Annotated in this window: 15 protein-coding genes, 1 tRNA gene, 1 other RNA gene and 1 pseudogene; 17 read left to right on the top strand and 1 reads right to left on the bottom strand. The window is 39.3% G+C overall.

All coding sequences use genetic code 11. The annotated features are described in order from the left end of the window. Nucleotides 1-81 precede the first annotated feature (81 nt). From N8M16_RS05770 to N8M16_RS05685, 17 genes and pseudogenes are all read left to right on the top strand, one after another. A tRNA-Asn gene (locus tag N8M16_RS05770) sits at nucleotides 82-155 on the top strand. 379 nt (nucleotides 156-534) lie between these two features. Continuing rightward, a complete protein-coding gene (gene comW, locus N8M16_RS05765) occupies nucleotides 535-771 on the top strand; it encodes a sigma(X)-activator ComW (protein ID WP_049544022.1) in 237 nt (78 codons plus the stop codon). A 230-nt stretch (nucleotides 772-1,001) separates the two neighbouring features. Next, nucleotides 1,002-2,288, top strand: coding sequence for an adenylosuccinate synthase (locus N8M16_RS05760; RefSeq protein WP_001832534.1), 1,287 nt, complete (start codon nucleotides 1,002-1,004; stop codon nucleotides 2,286-2,288). 199 nt (nucleotides 2,289-2,487) lie between these two features. Next, a complete protein-coding gene (gene tadA, locus N8M16_RS05755; RefSeq protein ID WP_049544020.1) occupies nucleotides 2,488-2,955 on the top strand; it encodes a tRNA adenosine(34) deaminase TadA in 468 nt (155 codons plus the stop codon). Between the two features lie 32 nt (nucleotides 2,956-2,987). Beyond that, an RNA gene (gene ffs, locus N8M16_RS05750) (signal recognition particle sRNA small type) lies at nucleotides 2,988-3,085 on the top strand. 56 nt (nucleotides 3,086-3,141) lie between these two features. Continuing rightward, complete coding sequence (locus N8M16_RS05745) at nucleotides 3,142-3,585, top strand: dUTP diphosphatase (RefSeq protein WP_000701987.1); 444 nt, start codon at nucleotides 3,142-3,144, stop codon at nucleotides 3,583-3,585. After that, nucleotides 3,545-4,102 carry a histidine phosphatase family protein gene (locus tag N8M16_RS05740; RefSeq protein ID WP_023948302.1) on the top strand — a complete coding sequence of 186 codons (558 nt, stop codon included), beginning with the start codon at nucleotides 3,545-3,547 and terminating at the stop codon, nucleotides 4,100-4,102. The genes N8M16_RS05745 and N8M16_RS05740 overlap by 41 nt, the downstream gene beginning before the upstream one ends. A 13-nt stretch (nucleotides 4,103-4,115) precedes the next feature. Beyond that, nucleotides 4,116-5,477 carry a DNA repair protein RadA gene (gene radA, locus N8M16_RS05735; RefSeq protein ID WP_077804517.1) on the top strand — a complete coding sequence of 454 codons (1,362 nt, stop codon included), beginning with the start codon at nucleotides 4,116-4,118 and terminating at the stop codon, nucleotides 5,475-5,477. Between the two features lie 72 nt (nucleotides 5,478-5,549). Further along, entirely contained in the window at nucleotides 5,550-6,047 is a 498-nt protein-coding gene (locus tag N8M16_RS05730) for a beta-class carbonic anhydrase (protein ID WP_125386783.1), read from the top strand. Nucleotides 6,048-6,071: 24 nt separating this feature from the next. Continuing rightward, nucleotides 6,072-6,887, top strand: a complete 816-nt coding sequence (locus N8M16_RS05725) for a PrsW family intramembrane metalloprotease (RefSeq protein ID WP_261069795.1) — start codon at nucleotides 6,072-6,074, stop codon at nucleotides 6,885-6,887. A 145-nt stretch (nucleotides 6,888-7,032) separates the two neighbouring features. Then, a complete protein-coding gene (locus N8M16_RS05720) occupies nucleotides 7,033-8,001 on the top strand; it encodes a ribose-phosphate diphosphokinase (protein WP_000010168.1) in 969 nt (322 codons plus the stop codon). Between the two features lie 117 nt (nucleotides 8,002-8,118). Continuing rightward, complete coding sequence (locus N8M16_RS05715; RefSeq protein ID WP_261069794.1) at nucleotides 8,119-9,078, top strand: Rpn family recombination-promoting nuclease/putative transposase; 960 nt, start codon at nucleotides 8,119-8,121, stop codon at nucleotides 9,076-9,078. A 372-nt stretch (nucleotides 9,079-9,450) separates the two neighbouring features. Continuing rightward, nucleotides 9,451-10,383, top strand: coding sequence for an Ig-like domain-containing protein (locus N8M16_RS10275; protein ID WP_419991722.1), 933 nt, complete (start codon nucleotides 9,451-9,453; stop codon nucleotides 10,381-10,383). A 671-nt stretch (nucleotides 10,384-11,054) separates the two neighbouring features. Next, nucleotides 11,055-11,465, top strand: a pseudogene (locus N8M16_RS05705) (hypothetical protein); the annotation flags it as partial. Nucleotides 11,466-11,502: 37 nt separating this feature from the next. Further along, nucleotides 11,503-12,870, top strand: coding sequence for an N-acetylmuramoyl-L-alanine amidase family protein (locus N8M16_RS10250; protein ID WP_053090827.1), 1,368 nt, complete (start codon nucleotides 11,503-11,505; stop codon nucleotides 12,868-12,870). A gap of 126 nt (nucleotides 12,871-12,996) precedes the next feature. Further along, on the top strand, nucleotides 12,997-14,607 hold the full coding sequence (locus N8M16_RS05690) for an LPXTG cell wall anchor domain-containing protein (RefSeq protein WP_261069793.1): 1,611 nt from the start codon (nucleotides 12,997-12,999) through the stop codon (nucleotides 14,605-14,607). Between the two features lie 143 nt (nucleotides 14,608-14,750). Continuing rightward, a complete protein-coding gene (locus N8M16_RS05685) occupies nucleotides 14,751-18,029 on the top strand; it encodes an SIALI-17 repeat-containing surface protein (RefSeq protein WP_261069792.1) in 3,279 nt (1,092 codons plus the stop codon). Nucleotides 18,030-18,165: 136 nt separating this feature from the next. On the opposite strand, the gene N8M16_RS05680 is transcribed toward N8M16_RS05685, so the two are convergent. Further along, entirely contained in the window at nucleotides 18,166-19,065 is a 900-nt protein-coding gene (locus N8M16_RS05680; RefSeq protein ID WP_261069791.1) for an Rpn family recombination-promoting nuclease/putative transposase, read from the bottom strand. Nucleotides 19,066-19,180 lie beyond the last annotated feature (115 nt).

Here is a 19,180-nt window from a genome sequence, read left to right as displayed (position 1 = left end):
CGAACACAGAAGTTAAGCCCTAGAACGCCGGAAGTAGTTGGGGGTTGCCCCCTGTGAGATATGGAAGTCGCTTAGCTTTAATCCGCCATAGCTCAGTTGGTAGTAGCGCATGACTGTTAATCATGATGTCGTAGGTTCGAGTCCTACTGGCGGAGTAGTTAAGAAAAAAGAGGTTTAGGCCTCTTTTTTTGTAATTAATAATCTATTTAGTGTTATTTGGTGTTAGATATTTTTGCTGAGTAAAGTTTCAGAGCCCTCCGTTTTCGATCAAGGAGATCTTTTTAGTACTTTAATTGAGGGTAGCGAAGAGGCTAAACGTTGCGGACTGTAAATATGATCCTTCGAGGGGTTCGCATCCTTCCGCTTCCATTATCTTAGTTTTTGAAATTTAGGTAGTATATTTGTTCCTATTCTGTCAACTTTTCCTATTTGTTATCTTTTTGAGGTTGGTATTTGAGCAATTCAGGAATTGATAATATCTGTTTATAATTTTTTGTTAGAATAAGGTCATAAAAAGAAAAGGAGTATATATTTATGCTACAAAGTATTTATGATCAGATGACAGATTTCTATAACAGTATCGAAGAAGAGTATGCTACTTTCTTTGGTGATAGTTGGGAATGGGAACATTTTCATTTTAAATTTTTGATTTATTATTTAGTTCGATATGGCATTGGGTGTCGTAGGGATTTTATCGTTTACCATTATCGTGTTGCTTATCGTTTGTATCTTGAAAAGATGATAATGAATCGAGGTTTTATTTCTTGTTGAGGCAGCACGAGTGAATTCCCGAACTAATTTACTCATTTACGGAACAATTATGATAAATAGCTGTTAATTTTTCTAAAATATTTTTTAATAGTTGGAAATAGCAAATCTTTCTATTGTTTCTTCTTGATAAAAAGGCGATTTTTTCTTATAATAAATTGTAAGATATAATTGCGGGTGAGATTCCTGCCATGTATGTGAGAAAGGAAGAGCCTGAGGGCTCAGACAAGATTATGACTTCAGTTGTTGTTGTAGGTACCCAATGGGGTGATGAAGGTAAAGGGAAGATTACAGACTTCCTTTCAGCGAATGCAGAAGTGATTGCACGTTACCAAGGTGGTGATAATGCTGGTCACACGATTGTGATTGATGGTAAGAAGTTTAAGTTGCACTTGATTCCATCTGGGATTTTCTTCCCTGAAAAAATCTCTGTTATCGGGAACGGTATGGTTGTAAATCCTAAATCTCTTGTGAAAGAGTTGAGCTATCTTCATGAGGAGGGTGTGACAACTGATAATTTGCGTATTTCTGATCGTGCGCATGTTATTTTGCCATACCATATCGAGTTGGATCGCTTGCAAGAAGAGGCTAAGGGTGACAATAAGATTGGTACTACAATTAAGGGAATTGGTCCAGCTTATATGGACAAGGCTGCTCGTGTGGGAATTCGTATCGCAGATCTTTTGGATAAAGACATTTTCCGTGAGCGTTTAGAACGTAACCTTGCTGAAAAGAATCGTCTCTTTGAAAAATTGTATGATAGTAAAGCGATTGCTTTCGATGATATTTTTGAAGAATATTACGAATATGGTCAACAAATCAAGAAATATGTGACCGATACATCTGTCATTTTGAATGATGCACTTGATAACGGTAAACGTGTGCTTTTTGAAGGTGCACAAGGTGTTATGCTAGATATTGACCAAGGGACCTATCCATTTGTTACGTCATCAAACCCTGTGGCTGGTGGTGTTACGATTGGTTCAGGTGTTGGTCCAAGTAAGATTGACAAGGTTGTAGGTGTATGTAAGGCTTATACGAGTCGTGTAGGAGACGGTCCATTCCCAACTGAGTTGTTTGATGAAGTGGGAGAACGTATCCGTGAAGTGGGTCATGAATATGGTACAACAACTGGTCGTCCACGTCGTGTGGGTTGGTTTGACTCAGTTGTGATGCGTCATAGCCGCCGTGTTTCTGGTATTACGAACCTTTCATTGAACTCTATCGATGTTTTGAGTGGTTTGGATACTGTGAAAATCTGTGTGGCTTATGATCTTGATGGTCAACGTATTGACTACTATCCAGCTAGTCTTGAGCAATTGAAACGTTGCAAGCCTATCTATGAAGAGTTGCCAGGTTGGTCAGAAGATATTACCGGAGTTCGTAATTTGGAAGATCTTCCTGAGAATGCGCGTAACTACGTTCGTCGTGTGAGTGAATTGGTTGGCGTTCGTATTTCTACTTTCTCAGTAGGTCCTGGTCGTGAACAAACAAATATTTTAGAAAGTGTTTGGTCCTAAGAGATTTTTAAGATTTGTTTAAGATAGGTCGGGTATACTATAGACAGTTACAAGAAGACCTCCTAACTTGTTGTAACAAATATCCTAAACTTTTCTTTTTCATAATAATCTCCCTATAAAGTCACCGCATTCGGTGGCTTTTTTTGTCTTGGGATTCATGATATAATAATAAAATCGATAAGTAGTAAAAGGGAAATTGATGAATTATACAGTTGAAGAAAAAGAAGTCTTTATGAGGGAAGCTTTGAGAGAAGCTGAGATTGCTCTTGAACACGATGAAATTCCAATTGGTTGTGTGATTGTCAAAGATAGGGAAATCATTGGTCGTGGGCATAATGCACGTGAGGAATTGCAGCGAGCGGTTATGCATGCGGAGATTATGGCTATAGAGAATGCGAACTTGAGTGAGGAGAGTTGGCGCTTGCTGGATTGCACGCTTTTTGTGACCATTGAGCCTTGTGTCATGTGTAGTGGGGCGATTGGGCTTGCCCGTATTCCAAACGTGGTCTATGGGGCTAAAAACCAGAAATTTGGCGCTGCTGGGAGTTTGTACGATATTTTGACAGATGAGCGTCTCAACCATCGTGTAGAGGTTGAAACGGGAATTTTGGAAGATGAATGCGCAGCTATTATGCAGGACTTTTTTAGAAATAGACGGAAAAAATAATTTTTCTTTTAAAATGAATAGGAATGTGATATAATAAATAGTGGAGCAACAGTTCTGCGTGAAGCGGGTCAGGGGAGGAATCCAGCAGCCCTAAGCGATTTGAATTGTGTGCTCTTTTTTTCGTGCTTTTTCCGAATAAATAAGATAGAATAATCTAGAATAAATGATAATAGAAAAGAGAAAATTATGAAAATTCGTGGTTTTGAATTGGTTTCGAGTTTTACAGATGAAAATTTATTACCCAAGCGTGAGACAGCGCATGCGGCTGGTTACGACTTAAAGGTTGCTGTGCGCACAGTTATTGCTCCAGGAGAGATTGTCTTGGTTCCGACAGGGGTTAAGGCTTATATGCAGCCGACTGAGGTTCTATATCTCTATGATCGCTCTTCAAATCCTCGTAAGAAGGGCTTGGTCTTGATTAACTCGGTTGGGGTCATTGATGGGGATTATTATGGAAATCCTGGGAATGAAGGGCATATTTTTGCTCAGATGAAGAATATTACAGATCAAGAGGTTGTTCTTGAAGTTGGGGAACGTGTGGTTCAGGCTGTCTTTGCTCCTTTCTTAATTGCAGATGGAGATGCGGCTGATGGCGTTCGAACAGGTGGATTTGGATCGACTGGGCACTAGGATGAAAATTATCTTTGTACGTCATGGAAAGCCAGATTACCGTGAGTTAGAGAAGCGTTCTTATACGGGATTTGGGATAGATTTGGCACCCTTGTCTGATAAGGGGCGGCAGCAAGCCCAGAAATTGAGTAACAATTCTTTACTCCCTTCAGCTGAAATAATCATATCTTCGGCAGTCACAAGAGCTTTAGAAACGGCTTCTTATGTGGTTTGTGCTACAGGACTTCCTTTGAAAGTGGAGCCTTTATTACATGAATGGCAGGTCTATGAAAGTGGCACAGATAATTTTGAAAAAGCTCGTACTATGTTTCTAGAAAATAAGGGGGAGTTACTTCCTAATAGTCCTATTCAATATGAGACAGCTACGGAAATGAAGTCTCGTTTTCTAGAATGTATGTCTAAGTATCGAGAACATCAGACTGTGGTAGTTGTTGCTCATCGAATGCTCATGCGCCAGTTTGTGCCAAATGAGAAAATTGATTTTTGCCAAGTGATTGAGTGTGAGTTAGAGATATAGAAAGAGGTTTATCATCGCAAAGAAAAAAGCGACATTTGTATGTCAAAATTGTGGGTATAATTCCCCTAAATATCTGGGGCGTTGCCCTAACTGTGGGTCTTGGTCTTCTTTTGTAGAAGAGGTTGAGGTTGCTGAGGTCAAGAATGCGCGTGTGTCCTTGACAGGTGAAAAAACCAAGCCTATGAAACTGGCTGAGGTGACTTCCATCAATGTTAATCGAACCAAGACGGAGATGGAGGAATTTAACCGTGTACTTGGAGGCGGAGTGGTACCGGGAAGTCTCGTTCTTATCGGCGGGGATCCTGGGATTGGGAAATCAACCCTTCTCTTACAAGTATCAACCCAGCTGTCTCAAGTGGGGACTGTTCTATACGTCAGTGGAGAGGAATCTGCCCAGCAAATCAAGCTGCGAGCAGAGCGCTTGGGAGATATCGATAGTGAGTTTTATCTCTATGCCGAGACCAATATGCAGAGTGTTCGAGCTGAGGTTGAGAGAATCCAGCCAGATTTCCTTATTATTGACTCTATCCAGACCATTATGTCTCCTGAGATTTCAGGGGTGCAGGGGTCTGTTTCTCAGGTGCGTGAGGTGACGGCTGAACTCATGCAGCTGGCTAAGACAAATAATATTGCTATCTTTATCGTAGGTCATGTGACCAAGGAAGGTACCTTGGCTGGTCCACGTATGTTGGAGCATATGGTGGATACGGTGCTTTACTTTGAAGGGGAGCGCCACCATACCTTTCGTATTTTGAGAGCGGTCAAAAACCGGTTTGGCTCCACCAATGAGATTGGGATTTTTGAGATGCAGTCGGGGGGATTGGTTGAGGTGCTCAATCCGAGTCAAGTTTTCCTAGAGGAGCGTTTGGATGGGGCTACTGGCTCGTCAATCGTTGTGACCATGGAAGGGACGCGTCCGATTTTGGCGGAGGTTCAGGCTTTGGTGACACCGACCATGTTTGGAAATGCCAAACGTACAACGACAGGGCTTGATTTTAATCGTGCGAGTCTGATTATGGCTGTTTTGGAAAAGCGGGCAGGACTTCTCTTGCAAAATCAAGATGCCTATCTCAAATCTGCTGGTGGTGTCAAATTGGATGAACCTGCCATTGACTTGGCTGTTGCAGTTGCCATTGCTTCGAGCTACAAAGACAAGCCAACCAATCCTCAGGAATGTTTTGTAGGAGAGTTAGGCTTGACTGGAGAGATTCGCCGCGTGAATCGTATCGAGCAACGTATCAATGAAGCTGCTAAACTGGGCTTTACTAAGATTTATGTACCGAAAAATTCCTTGACAGGAATCACTCCGCCTAAGGAAATTCAGGTCATTGGAGTGACAACGATTCAGGAGGTTTTGAAAAAGGTCTTTGCATAATCCGTGACAAATCCTCTTAAAAATGATAAGATAGGAGAAATATTTGACTATCAAATTTTCAAGGAGGGAATCGTGTCGTATTTTGAACAGTTTATGCAAGCCAATCAGGCTTATGTTGCCCTACATGGGCAGTTAAATCTGCCACTTAAACCCAAAACAAGAGTAGCTATTGTGACCTGCATGGATTCACGTTTGCACGTTGCGCAAGCTTTAGGTTTGGCACTTGGGGATGCTCATATCTTGCGGAATGCAGGTGGTCGAGTGACTGAGGACATGATTCGTTCGCTAGTTATTTCCCAGCAACAAATGGGGACAAGAGAGATTGTGGTGCTGCACCATACAGACTGTGGTGCCCAGACCTTTGAAAATGGTCCTTTTCAGGAGTATCTGAAAGAGGAATTAGGTGTCGATGTGTCAGACCAGGATTTTTTGCCTTTCCAAGATATAGAGGAGAGTGTGCGTGAGGATATGAAACTCCTTATCGAGTCTCCTCTAATACCAGACGATGTCATTATCTCTGGTGCCATTTATGATGTAGATACAGGAAGTATGACAGTTGTGGAATTGTAAAAAATTCATTTAGAAAGAAAGTGTATGAAGAAAAACAGTATTTTATTTATTTTTATTTTATTGCTATGTATTGGTTTACAGTATGAAACCATCTACTATACGGATGGTTCGATGTCAGGTGCGGAATATGGACTCATGGGAGTTTCTATCTTTCTAGCTCTCTTTTACATGATTCCGGCTCTTTATTTCCTTTTCCGTATTGGGAAAAAATGGGAATTGCCAAAGAACGCCTTGATTTTGTCTTTATTGGGTGGGATGTTCCTTTCAGGCTGGTTGTCTAGCTTTGCGAATACTTATATCCATGATTTACTGGGCGTTCTTTTCCCAGATAGTGCCTTTTTAAATGCCTTTGAAAGTGCTATTGTGGCTCCTTTGGTAGAAGAACCCTTGAAATTATTGCCACTTGTTTTTGTTTTAGCTTTGGTTCCTGTGCGAAAATTAAAATCTTTGTTTTTACTTGGAATTGCTTCTGGTTTGGGATTTCAAATGATTGAGGATATTGGCTATATTCGTACGGATTTGCCAGAGGGCTTTGACTTTACTATTTCGAGAATTTTAGAGCGTATCATCTCAGGAATTGCCTCTCACTGGACTTTTTCAGGTTTGGCTGTAGTAGGTGTTTACTTGCTTTACAGAGCCTATAAAGGACAAAAGGTTGGCAAGAAACAGGGGCTTATTTTCCTAGGTTTAGCCTTGGGAACTCATTTCTTGTTTAACTCTCCTTTTGTTGAATTGGAGACAGAGTTGCCTTTAGCGATTCCAGTGGTTACGGCTATTACTCTCTATGGTTTTTATCAGGCTTATCGTTTTGTTGAGAAGCACAATGAGTTGATGAACTAGAATATTTTTTAAAAGAATGATGCAAGGGTACAAATATGCTGCCCTTCTTTTATTTTTGATTGAAAAATAGTGCAAAAAGCGCTACAATGGTAAATGGAAAAATCTTGTGAAAAGCACAAGCGATACATATATACCGGAGGAAATCATGTCTTTTTCTGATTTAAAGCTGTTTGCCCTTTCTTCTAATCAAGAATTGGCAAAACGTGTAGCGCAGGAGATTGGGATAGAGTTGGGGAAATCAAGTGTTCGCCAATTTTCAGATGGAGAGATTCAGGTCAACATCGAAGAATCAATCCGTGGGAAACACGTCTTTATCCTACAATCAACTAGCTCGCCTGTAAATGACAATCTGCTTGAAATTTTGATTATGGTGGATGCTTTGAAGCGTGCTAGTGCAGAATCTGTCAATGTTGTCATGCCTTACTATGGGTATGCACGTCAGGATAGAAAGGCGAGAGCGCGTGAGCCAATCACTTCAAAACTTGTCGCAAATATGCTTGAAGTAGCTGGAGTGGATCGTTTATTGACCATCGACTTGCATGCTGCGCAGATTCAAGGGTTCTTTGATATTCCTGTGGATCATTTGATGGGAGCTCCTCTGATTGCGGATTATTTTGAGCGTCGTGGCATGGTTGGTTCTGACTATGTGGTTGTCAGCCCAGACCATGGAGGGGTGACTCGTGCTCGTAAGTTGGCAGAATTTTTGAAAACATCTATCGCCATCATTGACAAACGTCGTAGCGTTGATAAGATGAATACCAGTGAAGTCATGAACATCATCGGTAAGGTCGAAGGCAAGACTTGTATCTTGATTGATGATATGATTGATACTGCTGGAACGATTTGTCACGCGGCAGATGCCCTTGCGGAAGCTGGTGCTGTTGAGGTCTATGCAAGCTGTACGCACCCAGTTCTTTCTGGTCCTGCTATGGACAATATCCAAAATTCAGCTATTAAGAAATTGGTTGTTTTGGATACCATCTATCTGCCAGAAGAGCGTTTGATTGATAAGATTGAGCAGATTTCAATAGCTCATCTCCTAGGAGATGCTATTGTACGTATCCATGAAAAACGCCCACTTTCTCCACTTTTCAGTATTGAGAAAAAGATTTAATGATCAAGCCTGAGATGATTCTCAGGTTTTTTCATCTCTTTTCCGAATAAATAGATAGTAGCAGTGAATCTAGTAAACCTAGATTTTAAAATGTGCTATAATGAAAGGAGAGGAAATATGATTCTCAGACATCCGGACATTAGCCCGACCAATGACTTGGTTGCTAAGAAAATCTTTAGCAATCCAGAAATTACTTGTCAATTTATTCGCGATATGCTGGACTTACCTGCAAAAAATGTGACGATTTTGGAGGGAAGCAATATTCACGTCTTGCCTTCCCTGCCGTACTCGGCGCAGGATTTCTATACTAGTATAGACGTCTTGGCAGAGTTGGACAATGGCACTCAAGTAATCATTGAAATTCAGGTGCATCATCAGAATTTTTTCATTAATCGTTTGTGGGCTTACCTGTGCAGTCAGGTTAATCAAAATCTCGAAAAAATTCGTCAACGTGAAGGTGACACCCACCAGAGTTATAAACACATCGCACCGGTATATGCTATCGCTATTGTGGACAGTAATTACTTCTCAGATGATTTAGCTTTTCATAGCTTTAGTATGCGTGAGGATACGACAGGTGAAGTCTTAACCATCACAACTAATGGACAAGAAAACCATCTGGTTAAGATGGCTTTCTTGGAATTAAAAAAATATAGAGAAACCAGCAAAGACGAGGTTCGCAAACCGTGGTTGGAGTTTTTCGGGAACAAACCCTTTACCCAACAACCCGAGCGAGCCATTAGCCAGGCAGACCAACTGCTAGACTACAAGAGCTGGTCCGAGGAGGACAGGAAAATGTTTAGTGAACAACGCAGACGTGAAGAACAAGCCTTACTCGCTCATGACTATGCCTTGGAAACTGCTAGGGCAGAAGGGATTGAACAGGGTTTAGAGCGTGGTCTTGAACGTGGTAGAGCTGAGGGGATTGAAAAGGGGCGAGAAGAAGGTCTTGAACAGGGACTGGAGCGCGGAAAACTCTTTGCCTTCTTAGATATGGTTCGCCAAGATCTTCTGACTTCCGAGGTTGCCAGCCAGCAGTTAGGCATGACCGTTGCTGAGTTTGAGGCCTTGCTATGAGGTCACATTTTAAATAGTAGAAAGTTGGTGTAATGGCAAGTTCTTATCAAAAAACTTGTCATTTTTACTTGACATTTGGAAGGGGTTATAGGATAATACTACAGAAGTGAGTTCTATCCAACTGTCTATATTACTTAGATATGAATGATTTGACTCAAGGATGGTAAATTTGTGAGATTTTCACTTAAAAATAGAATATTTGAAGCGTATTCAATCTCACAAAGAGATTTTTTCATCTTTTTTGTTGAAAAATTGTAAAAACTTTAAAAACTTAAAGAAAACCCTTGACAAATCCTGCAAATATTTATATACTGTATGGTAGTAAGATAGTCTTACGAAAAATATTATAAGAAAAACAAAGGAGATAAAACGATGAAAAAAGTTTTATTGACAAGCGCAGTCGCTCTTGCAGCATTTGGTGCTGTACAATCTGTTTCAGCTACTTCAGCAGATTCATTTGGTGGTTACAACCCAGATGGAAGTCCTAAAGTTAATGTAACTGGACAAAAAGATAATCCAAACAACCGTTTTGGTTACGGATTTGCTATCGGATCTAAATATATCCGTTACGACCGCGATAAAGCACATGGATTTGACCGTCATGTTCGTGTAACTGTTGTTGATGGTGGTGGACGTCCAGTTCCAAACGTAGAAGTTGACTTCTTCTTGAAACCTGCTTCAGGTGAGAAAAAACCGGAATACTTCACTGCTAAAACTGACCAATCAGGTGACGCAGAACTTCCAACAGTTTTCAAAGCTGGTGAAGTGATTCAGTATCGTGTTGCTAAAACAGCTACTGACTTTAAAGAAGCGGTAGAACTTGTTGGTGAATTTACTGTTGAAGCTGGTAACGAATATGCTGGTTCATTGTACACAAACGGTCGTATTGTATTGCCATACAAACTTGATGATCGTGCAGCACAAATTGGTAACGCAACTACAGCTGCTCAATATGGCTGGGCTGAGACAAAAGAAGGATGGAAATACTTCGAAAATGCTGCAGCTGTTAAAGGTTGGAAACAAGTTGACGGTAAATGGTACTTCTTTAACGCTGAAGGCGTAATGCAAAAATGGTGGGTTAAAGATGGCAACACTTGGTACTACCTAAACGGTTCAGGTCAAATGCAAACTGGTTGGTTGCAAGACGGTGGCAAATGGTACTACCTTGAAAACTCAGGTGCTATGAAAGCTAACCAATGGTTTGAAGTTGCTGGTAAATGGTACCATGTTGATGCTTCAGGTGCTCTTTCAGTAAACACAACTGTTGACGGTTACAATGTAAACGCAAACGGTGAATGGGTATAATCTTAATAAGTAAAATATAAAACAGGGAGATTTTTCCCTGTTTTTTCTTGCATTAATGTTGTATAAGTATTATAATGGATAAAAATAATAGGAGGTTTCCAATGAAATCAAAAATGTTGAAAGTTTTATTAGGTGTGACCTTGGCAGGTGCTACTCTTGTTAGTGCAAGAACCACTGAAGTAAAAGCTTCGGAAACAGGTATTTATAAGACAGTTGTCTGGGTTACAAAACAGGAAGATGGTAAAGAGAAGATTTTAAAAGATGCTCAAACTTATGATTCATCAAAACCTGAGACATCATCTCCTGGAAGTATTTCAGGTTATAAATGGGATGGGTCTAAAATTGAAGGAACTGTTCTAAAACATTACTTTAAGCCAACAGTGACGATTTCGGGTGATAAAGTTGATGGAATTTCTGTAAAGCCTGATATTGTAAAACCATTTAAAGATACAGTTAAGGGTACTTCTTGGTTGGTCATGGAATCAGATGGTACTAGTAGAGAATTAAAAGCATTTCTTCCTGCTACTGCTGTAAAAAAGGCTGAAGAAGTTGAACACGGATCTTTTAAAGGCTATCGTTTTGTAGAAACAAAGATTGATCAAGATGTTCGAAAACATTGGTTTGTAAAAGACGATAGCGTTACTGATGTTGTGAAAGTGGAAGAGAAACGTACAGGTTGGCAACACATCTCTGATAAGTGGTATTTCTTTGATCAAGATGGTATGAAGAAAACTGGCTGGGTCAATGATGGCAGCTGGTATTACCTATCAGAAGATGGTAGTATGCAAACTGGCTGGAAATTGGTCTCTGGTAAATGGTATTATCTCAATAGTGCTGGTTCTATGCAGACTGGTTGGTTGAACCAAGGTGGTAAGTGGTACTACCTCTACTCTGATGGCGCTATGGCTACAGGATGGGCAAAAGTAGATGGTAAATGGTACTATCTAAATAGCTCTGGAGCAATGGTGACTGGTTGGTTTCAGACAGGTGGTAAGTGGTATTATGCCTATAACTCAGGAGCTCTTGCGGTAAATACAACCATTAATGGCTATACTGTAAATGCTAATGGTGAGTGGGTGTGACATTATACACGGAATAAGTGATAAAGAGGTAAAAAAGATGAAAGTAAAACATATTTTAGCGGTAGGTGCTGCAGGGGTAACATTACTTGGAGCTAGTACTTTATTAGCTTCAATTTCAGATGAACTAACAGTTTACGCTAGTCAAAATACGACAGAAAATCCTAATCCAGAAAACTTTCGTAGTACACAATGGAGATATAGAGATAAATCTAATCTCCCATTAACCTTCAAATATGCTGAAAAATATTCAGGTGAACCAGGAGAATTTCCAGAATTTACTTATGTAAAAAGTTATTCAGATGGAGGTATTTGGGTTCATGAATTTGCATTAAAGGCAGGTGCAACTCCTCCAGCTTCAAACGATAACACATATGTTAATACAAATAGTACTGGTAGAAATAATACAGATCATGTAGATTTTTCTGATACTAATTCAAATAATCAGAAAAATGAGTATAAATGGTTGACTGTTAATGGTAAACCTCAACTTTATATTAATAATAATTTAGCTACAGGCTGGCAAAAAGTTGATGGGAAAATCTATTATTTTGATGACAAAGGAGTCATGAAAACAGGCATCCTCGAACTCAAAGATAAACGCTACTATTTTGAAGAAAATGGTGCGATGAAGTCTGGTTGGGTCAATGAAGGTGGTAAGGATTACTATATTACCGATGATGGTTCTAAACCAACTACTATCATTGCAAAAGGTGAGAAGATTTACTACGTTAAAGAGGGGATTCAACAAACAGGTCTTCAACAGATTGATAAGAAGTGGTATTATTTATTGGCAGACGGTAGCCGTAAAACAGGTCTCGTTCAAGATGCAAATAAGAAATGGTACTATATTACAAATGATGGCGAACGAAAAGTTGGTCTCGTAAAAGATAGTGATGGTGCTTATCATTACCTTACTCCAGAAGGTGAACGTAAAACAGGTTCTATCACGATTGATGGTGTGACTTATCGTTTAGCGGATCATACTAGTAGCAAGCCAGGCTGGAACAAAATCGATGGAAATTGGTACTATTATGATGCGGAAGATAACATGAAGACTGGTTGGGTCAAAGATGGTTCTTGGTACTATCTAGATGCGTCTGGTGTCATGCAAACAGGTTGGAAAAAAGTTGATGGAGTGTGGTACTATCTAGACGGCTCAGGTGCTATGCAAACAGGTTGGTTGAACCAAGGTGGAACTTGGTATTACCTCAATAGTTCAGGCGCTATGAAAACAGGTTGGCTAAACCAAGACGGTACATGGTATTATCTTGATGCTTCTGGTGCCATGAAGACTGGTTGGTATCAAGTAGGCGGCAAATGGTATTATTCATACTCATCAGGAGCTTTGGCAGTAAGTACAACTATCAATGGTTATACTGTCAATGCTAATGGTGAATGGGTTTAATACGAATTATGAAGAAATAAGAGGAATTTCCTCTTATTTTTTATTAGAAAATAGGTTAACGTTTGATTTTTCCGAAAGAAAATGATAAAATTACACTAAAAAGATATTAAAGGTGGTAAATACTTTATGGATAAGAAAAAACTTCTCACTGCTAGCTTGGCTAGTGTTGCCGTTTTGGGAGCAGGTTTCCTTGCTTCAAACCCATCAGTTGTGAAAGCTGCAGAAGATGCTAATGCAGCTGCTACTTCAACTCAACCAGCTACAGAAGCGGATGCAACTGCAACTGCTGTAACTAAAGAAGATGTAGCTGAGTACTTCACAGATTTAGAAAAACAGGCTGAAGAAGCTATTAATAAAAATGATAAAATTACTGATAAAGAAGCAGCGATTTTAGAAGCTAAAGCAGCTATTGGTAAAGAAGATTTATTAAAAGCTATTGATGAAAAACAAATCACACCTGAAGATGTATTGAAAGATTTAGCAGAAGCAAGCAAAACAGAATCAGATGAAGCAGAAGCTGAAAAATATGGGAAAAAATATGCCCCTCAAGATGTTGAAAAAACAGCAGCTCCAGGTGCTGAATTAAAACTTAACGAATCTGGTGAAGTTACAGAAGTTAAACCATTAAACGGTGGAATTGACGCTGAAGCTCAAGATAAAATCAACAAACGTTTAGACGAAGAAAAAACAGATGTTAAAGATGCAGAAGAAAGATTAGCTGCAGCTAAACATGATGAAAAAGAAGCAGAAAACAACAGAGAAGAAGCTAAAGCAGCTGTTGAATCAGCTAAAGAAAATGTAAAAGCAGCTCAAGACGAATTAGCTGCTGCAAAAGAAGCTAAAGCAAAATTTGAAAAAGAATTAGCAAGCTATGCAGATGCTGATGGCGAACAAGCTGATCAATATAGAGAAGCAGCAAGAGCTGATTTAGAAAAAGCTGAAGCAGCATTAAAAGAAGCAGAAGAAACATTAAAACAAGCAGAAAAAGAAGCAGAAGAAGCTAAAGCTGCATTAGAACAAGCAGATGAAGATTATTATTCATATGTAGCAGACCGTGAAGCTGAAGAAATTCGTGTACTACGTCGTCAAATTGCAACAGATAAAGCTGCTGGAAAAGATACTAAAGCATTAGAAGAAGAACTTGATATTGCTTTAAATGGTGTAAAACCATTGGTAAATGAAGTTAACCCATACGAAGGTCCAGTAACTGGTTTCTTTGACGAAACAGGAGAAAACCCAATTGCAGAAGGTGAATTAGGTACACATGCACCTAAAGATATCCCTGGATACACTTATACTGGAATTTCATATACGAAAGATGGTATTTTAAGACATACCTATAAGGCAACTGCTTCTAATTCAGGAAACAGCAACTCAGGTCATCAGGCAAATGGTGGAGAATATCCAGGTGATCGTTATATTATTAATAGACCATCTGCCCCATCTACGCCAGCTCCTGCAACTCCTGCAACACCAGCTACCCCTGCTGCCCCATCTACACCAGCTCCTGGAACAGATGCTCCATCTGCACCAACAGCTGAAACACCAGCAACTCCTGCAGTTGCACCAACTGTAGCAGGAACTAGCCAAGACAATACTTACCAAGCACCAGCTGCGAAAGCTGAAGATAAACAAGAACTTCCAAACACTGGTGGTAAAGATAATCCTGCAGTTGCTGCACTAGGATTCCTTGGATTACTCCTTGGTGCTCTTCCATTTGTGAAACGCAAAAACTAATTAGTCTAACATATAAAAGAGAAGGATTTATCGCCTTCTCTTTTTCTCGTAAAAAAGATATTTTCTATTCATATTGCTTGCTTATACTGCTAGGAAAGGATATAATAGAACTGTATATAATTCCAAAAAAAGGGGCTTTTAAAATGGATAAAAAGAAAATGATTTTAACTAGCTTAGCTAGTGTTGCTGTTTTGGGAGCGGCTTTAGCTGCATCTCAGCCGTCAGTCGTGAAAGCTGATGATACTAATACTGCTACTAACACAGCTACTAATACAGCGCAACCAGCTGGAACACCTGATACGTCAGCAACAAATTCAGATAGCACAACTAAACCTGCTGAAAATGCTGAGACTACAGAACAACCAGCAGCGACTCAGCCTGCCGAAACTGGAGCTACTGACACTTCTAAATCAGAAGTTACAAGTCCAGAAATTAAAAAAGCTGAAGCTGACGCTAAAGCTGTTGAAGCTAAAGTTACTGAAGCTCAAGCAAAAGTAGATACAACAACTACTGCAGCTGATGAGGCAGCTGCTAAACTAGAAGCAGTGAAAAAAGAAGCTGCTGACGCTAACGCTGTTAAAACTGAAGCTGAAAAAGCTAAAAAAACTGCTGATGATGAATTAGCTGCAGCTAAAGAAAAAGCTGCTGAAGCTGACGCTAAAGCTAAAGAAGAAGCTAAAAAAGAAGAAGACGCTAAGAAAGAAGAAGCTGATTCTAAAGATGCTTTAACTGAAGCTTTGAAACAACTTCCTGATAACGAATTGCTTGACAAAAAAGCAAAAGAAGATTTATTAAAAGCTGTAGAAGCTGGTGATTTAAAAGCTGGTGATATTCTTAAAGAATTAGCAGATGATGATAAAAAAGCTGAAGCTAATAAAGAAACAGAGAAAAAATTAAGAAATAAAGACCAAGCTGCTACTGCTGATGCTGGAGCTTCTCCAGTAACAGAAGGAAAAACATCAGCTCTTCCAGAAGATTTAAAAGCTAAAATCGATGAAGCTGAAAAAGCTGATGCTGCTCGTCCTGCATCAGAAAAAGCTCAAGATAAAGCTGATGATTTAGGTGAAAGCGTAGATGCTCTTAAAAAAGATGCTGACGCATTAAAAGCTGAAGAAGATAAAAAAGCTGAAGCTCTTAAAAAACAAGAAGATACGTTAAAAGAAGCTAAAGAAGCTCTTAAATCAGCTACAGATAATGGATTTGGAGAAGATATCACAGCACCACTAGAAAAAGCTGTTAAAGGTATCGAAAAAGAGCGTGATGCTGCACAAAATGCATTTGATGAAGCTGCTGCAAATACTCAAGTTGTTGCTGAAGAATTAAACAAACTGACTGATGAGTATAATAAAGCTCTTGATGAAGTAAAAGCTGCTAAAGAAAAAGAAGCTAACGAACCAGCTAAACCAGCTGAAGAAGAACCAGCTAAACCAGCTGAAAAAACAGAAGCTGAAAAAGCTGCTGAAGCTAAAAAAGAAGCTGATGCTAAAGTTGCTGAATTGCAGAAAAAAGCAGACGAAGCTAAAACAAAAGTAGACGAAGCTACAGCTAAAGCTACAAAAGAAGCTGAAGATGTAACAGCTGCTGAAGCTGCAAAAACTACAGCAGACAAAGCTAAATCTGACGCAGAAGCTGAATTAGCTAAAGCTAAAGAAGAAGCTGAAAAAGCTAAAGCTAAAGTTGAAGAACTTAAAAAAGAAGAAAAAGATAACTTAGAAGCTCTTAAAGCTGCTTTAGATCAATTAGAAAAAGACATCGATGCTGATTCTAAGATTACGAATAAAGAAGAAGCTAAAAAAGCATTAGGTAAAGAAGCTATCTTAGAAGCGGTTGAAAAAGGTGACTTGACTGCAGGAGATGTTCTTAAAGAATTAGAAAATGATTATAACACAAGAAATAAAGATCCTGAAAAAGTTGACGAAACTAAAAAATTAGACGCTGAAGAAGCTAAGAAAATCGACGAAATCAATAAAGCAGATAAAGCTAAAGAAGATGCTAAGACAGAATCAGAAAAATTGCAAGATAAAGCTGATGATTTAGCTGAAAAGATTGAAAAATTAACTAAAGTAGCTGATAAAGACAAAGCTGATGCTGAAGAAAAGGCTAAAGCAGTAGAAGAAAAAACTGCTGCATTAAACAAACAAAATGAAACTTTAGAAAAAGCAAAAGCTGCTCTTGAAACAGCTAAGAAAAACCAAGCTGATAAAGCTATCCAAGATGGATTACAAGATGCTGTGAATAAACTTCAGGCGGCTGCAGATAAAGCAAAAGATGATGCTGATAAAGCAAAAGCTGAATTTGACAAAGTTGATGAAGTTGTTAAAGCATACAAAGATGCCATCGATACACTTACTGATGAGTACAACAAAACTCTTAAAGATATAGAAGCTGCTAAGGCTAAGGAAGCTGAAAAACCAGCTGAACAACCTAAAGAAGAGGACAAAAAACTAAACGAAGAAGTTGATACTCCTACTGGAGAAGAAGGAAGAGATGCTGAAAATAAATTAGCTGATGATGCTGAAAAAGAGTATGAAAAATTAAATAAAGATAATACTAAACCAGCAGAACCGGCTAAACCTGAATCTTCAAATGGTGATGCTCTTGTACAACCAGAACTTCCAGAGTTTAATGGTGGAGTAAATGCTGAAGATGCTCCTGTAAATAATGTTCCAGAATTTGGTGCTAACAACCCTGAAATCAAGAAAATCTCAGATGAAATTGCTAAAGTAAGTGAGCAACTTAAAGATGCTGAAGAAAACGAAGGCGTTGAAGACTACTATAAAGAAGGACTAAAAGATCGTTTAGCAGATTTAGAAGATGCATTAAATACTTTAATTAATAATAAAGCTGAAAGCGTAAAAAAAGATCAATTAATAGTTACTCGTTATATTGATATTGATACTAATGCTGATATTCTGGAAGCTGAAAAAGGTGATTTCAAAGGTAAACCAATTGCAGGTTATACTTTTGTGAAATTTATTGATGAAGATGGTATTATTACTAACTACTACAGAAAAGTAGATGGAAATTATAATAAGGGACCTCAAATAGAACAACAGTCAGGTAGAAATGGTGGAGATTACCCTGGTGATCGTTACATTATTAATAGACCATCTGCTACACCAGATGCAACCACACCATCTACACCATCTCCTGAAAACCCTGCAACACCAGCAGCACCATCTACACCATCTCCTGGAACAGATGCTCCATCTGCATCAACAGCTGAAACACCAGCAACTCCTGCAGTTGCACCAACTGTAGCAGGTACTAGCCAAGATAATACTTATCAGGCTCCAGCTGCAAAAGCAGAAGATAAACAAGAACTTCCAAACACTGGTGGTAAAGATAATGCTGCAGTTGCATCATTAGGTTTCCTTGGATTGCTCCTTGGTGCCCTTCCATTTGTGAAACGCAAAAACTAATTAGTCAAAGATATAAAAGAGAAGGATTTGTGACCTTCTCTTTTTGTGATATGGGCTATAGTGAGAGTTCTGTTGAAAATAAGAAAAAAGTGAACAAAATGATGTTTCAGTTTTGTTCACTTTTATGTTTATAAACTTACAACAAGGCCTCAAACTCAGCGACAGTCATGCCCAATTGTTCACTAGCAACCTCGGAAGTCAGAAGACCTTGGCGAACCATATCTAAGAAAGCAAAGACTCTTCCTTCAACTTTCCCACGCTCTAGACCTTGTTCAAGACCTTCTGCCCTAGCTGTTTCCAAGGCATAGTCCTGTGCTAACAAGGCTTGTTCTTCGCGTCTACGCTGTTCACTAAACATTTTCCTGTCCTCCTCGGACCAGCTCTTGTAGTCTAGCAGTTGGTCTGCTTGACTGATGACTCGCTCGGGTTGTTGGGTAAAGGGTTTATTCCCAAAAAACTCCAACCAGGGTTTGCGAACCTCGTCTTTGCTGGTTTCTCTGTATTTTTTTAATTCCAAGAATGCCATCTTGACTAGATGGTTTTCTTGTCTATTGTTTGTAATTGTTAAAGCCTCACCTGTCGTGTCCTCGCGCATACTAAAGCTATGGAAAGCCAAGTCATCTTGGAAATAATTGCTATTCACGATTGCAATGGCATAAACGGGGGCGATGTGTTTGTAACTTTGATGTGTATCACCTTCTCGTTGACGAATTTTTTCGAGATTTTGATTGACCTGACTGCATAAGTAAGCCCACAAACGATTAATGAAAAAATTCTGATGATGCACTTGGATTTCGATAATAACCTGCGTGCCATTGTCTAACTCTGCCAAAACATCTATACTGGTATAGAAATCCTGCGCTGAGTACGGCAGGGAAGGCAAGACGTGAATGTTACTTCCCTCCAAAATCGTCACATTTTTTGCTGGTAAATCCAGCATATCGCGGATAAATTGACAAGTGATTTCTGGATTGCTAAAGATTTTCTTAGCAACCAAATCATTGGTTGGGCTGATGCCCGGATGACGTACAGTCATACTCTTTCTCCTTTCATTATACCACAGTTTTAAATCTAGGTTTACTGGATTCTCTGGCTCTATCTATTTATTCGGAAAAAGTGTGAAAAATATTGGGTATGGCTCTTCCCAATGG

Origin of the sequence: Streptococcus mitis (assembly GCF_946188375.1) — a bacterium.
GTDB classification, from domain to species: domain Bacteria; phylum Bacillota; class Bacilli; order Lactobacillales; family Streptococcaceae; genus Streptococcus; species Streptococcus mitis_CX.
This window is presented reverse-complemented; position numbering and strand designations above follow the sequence as displayed.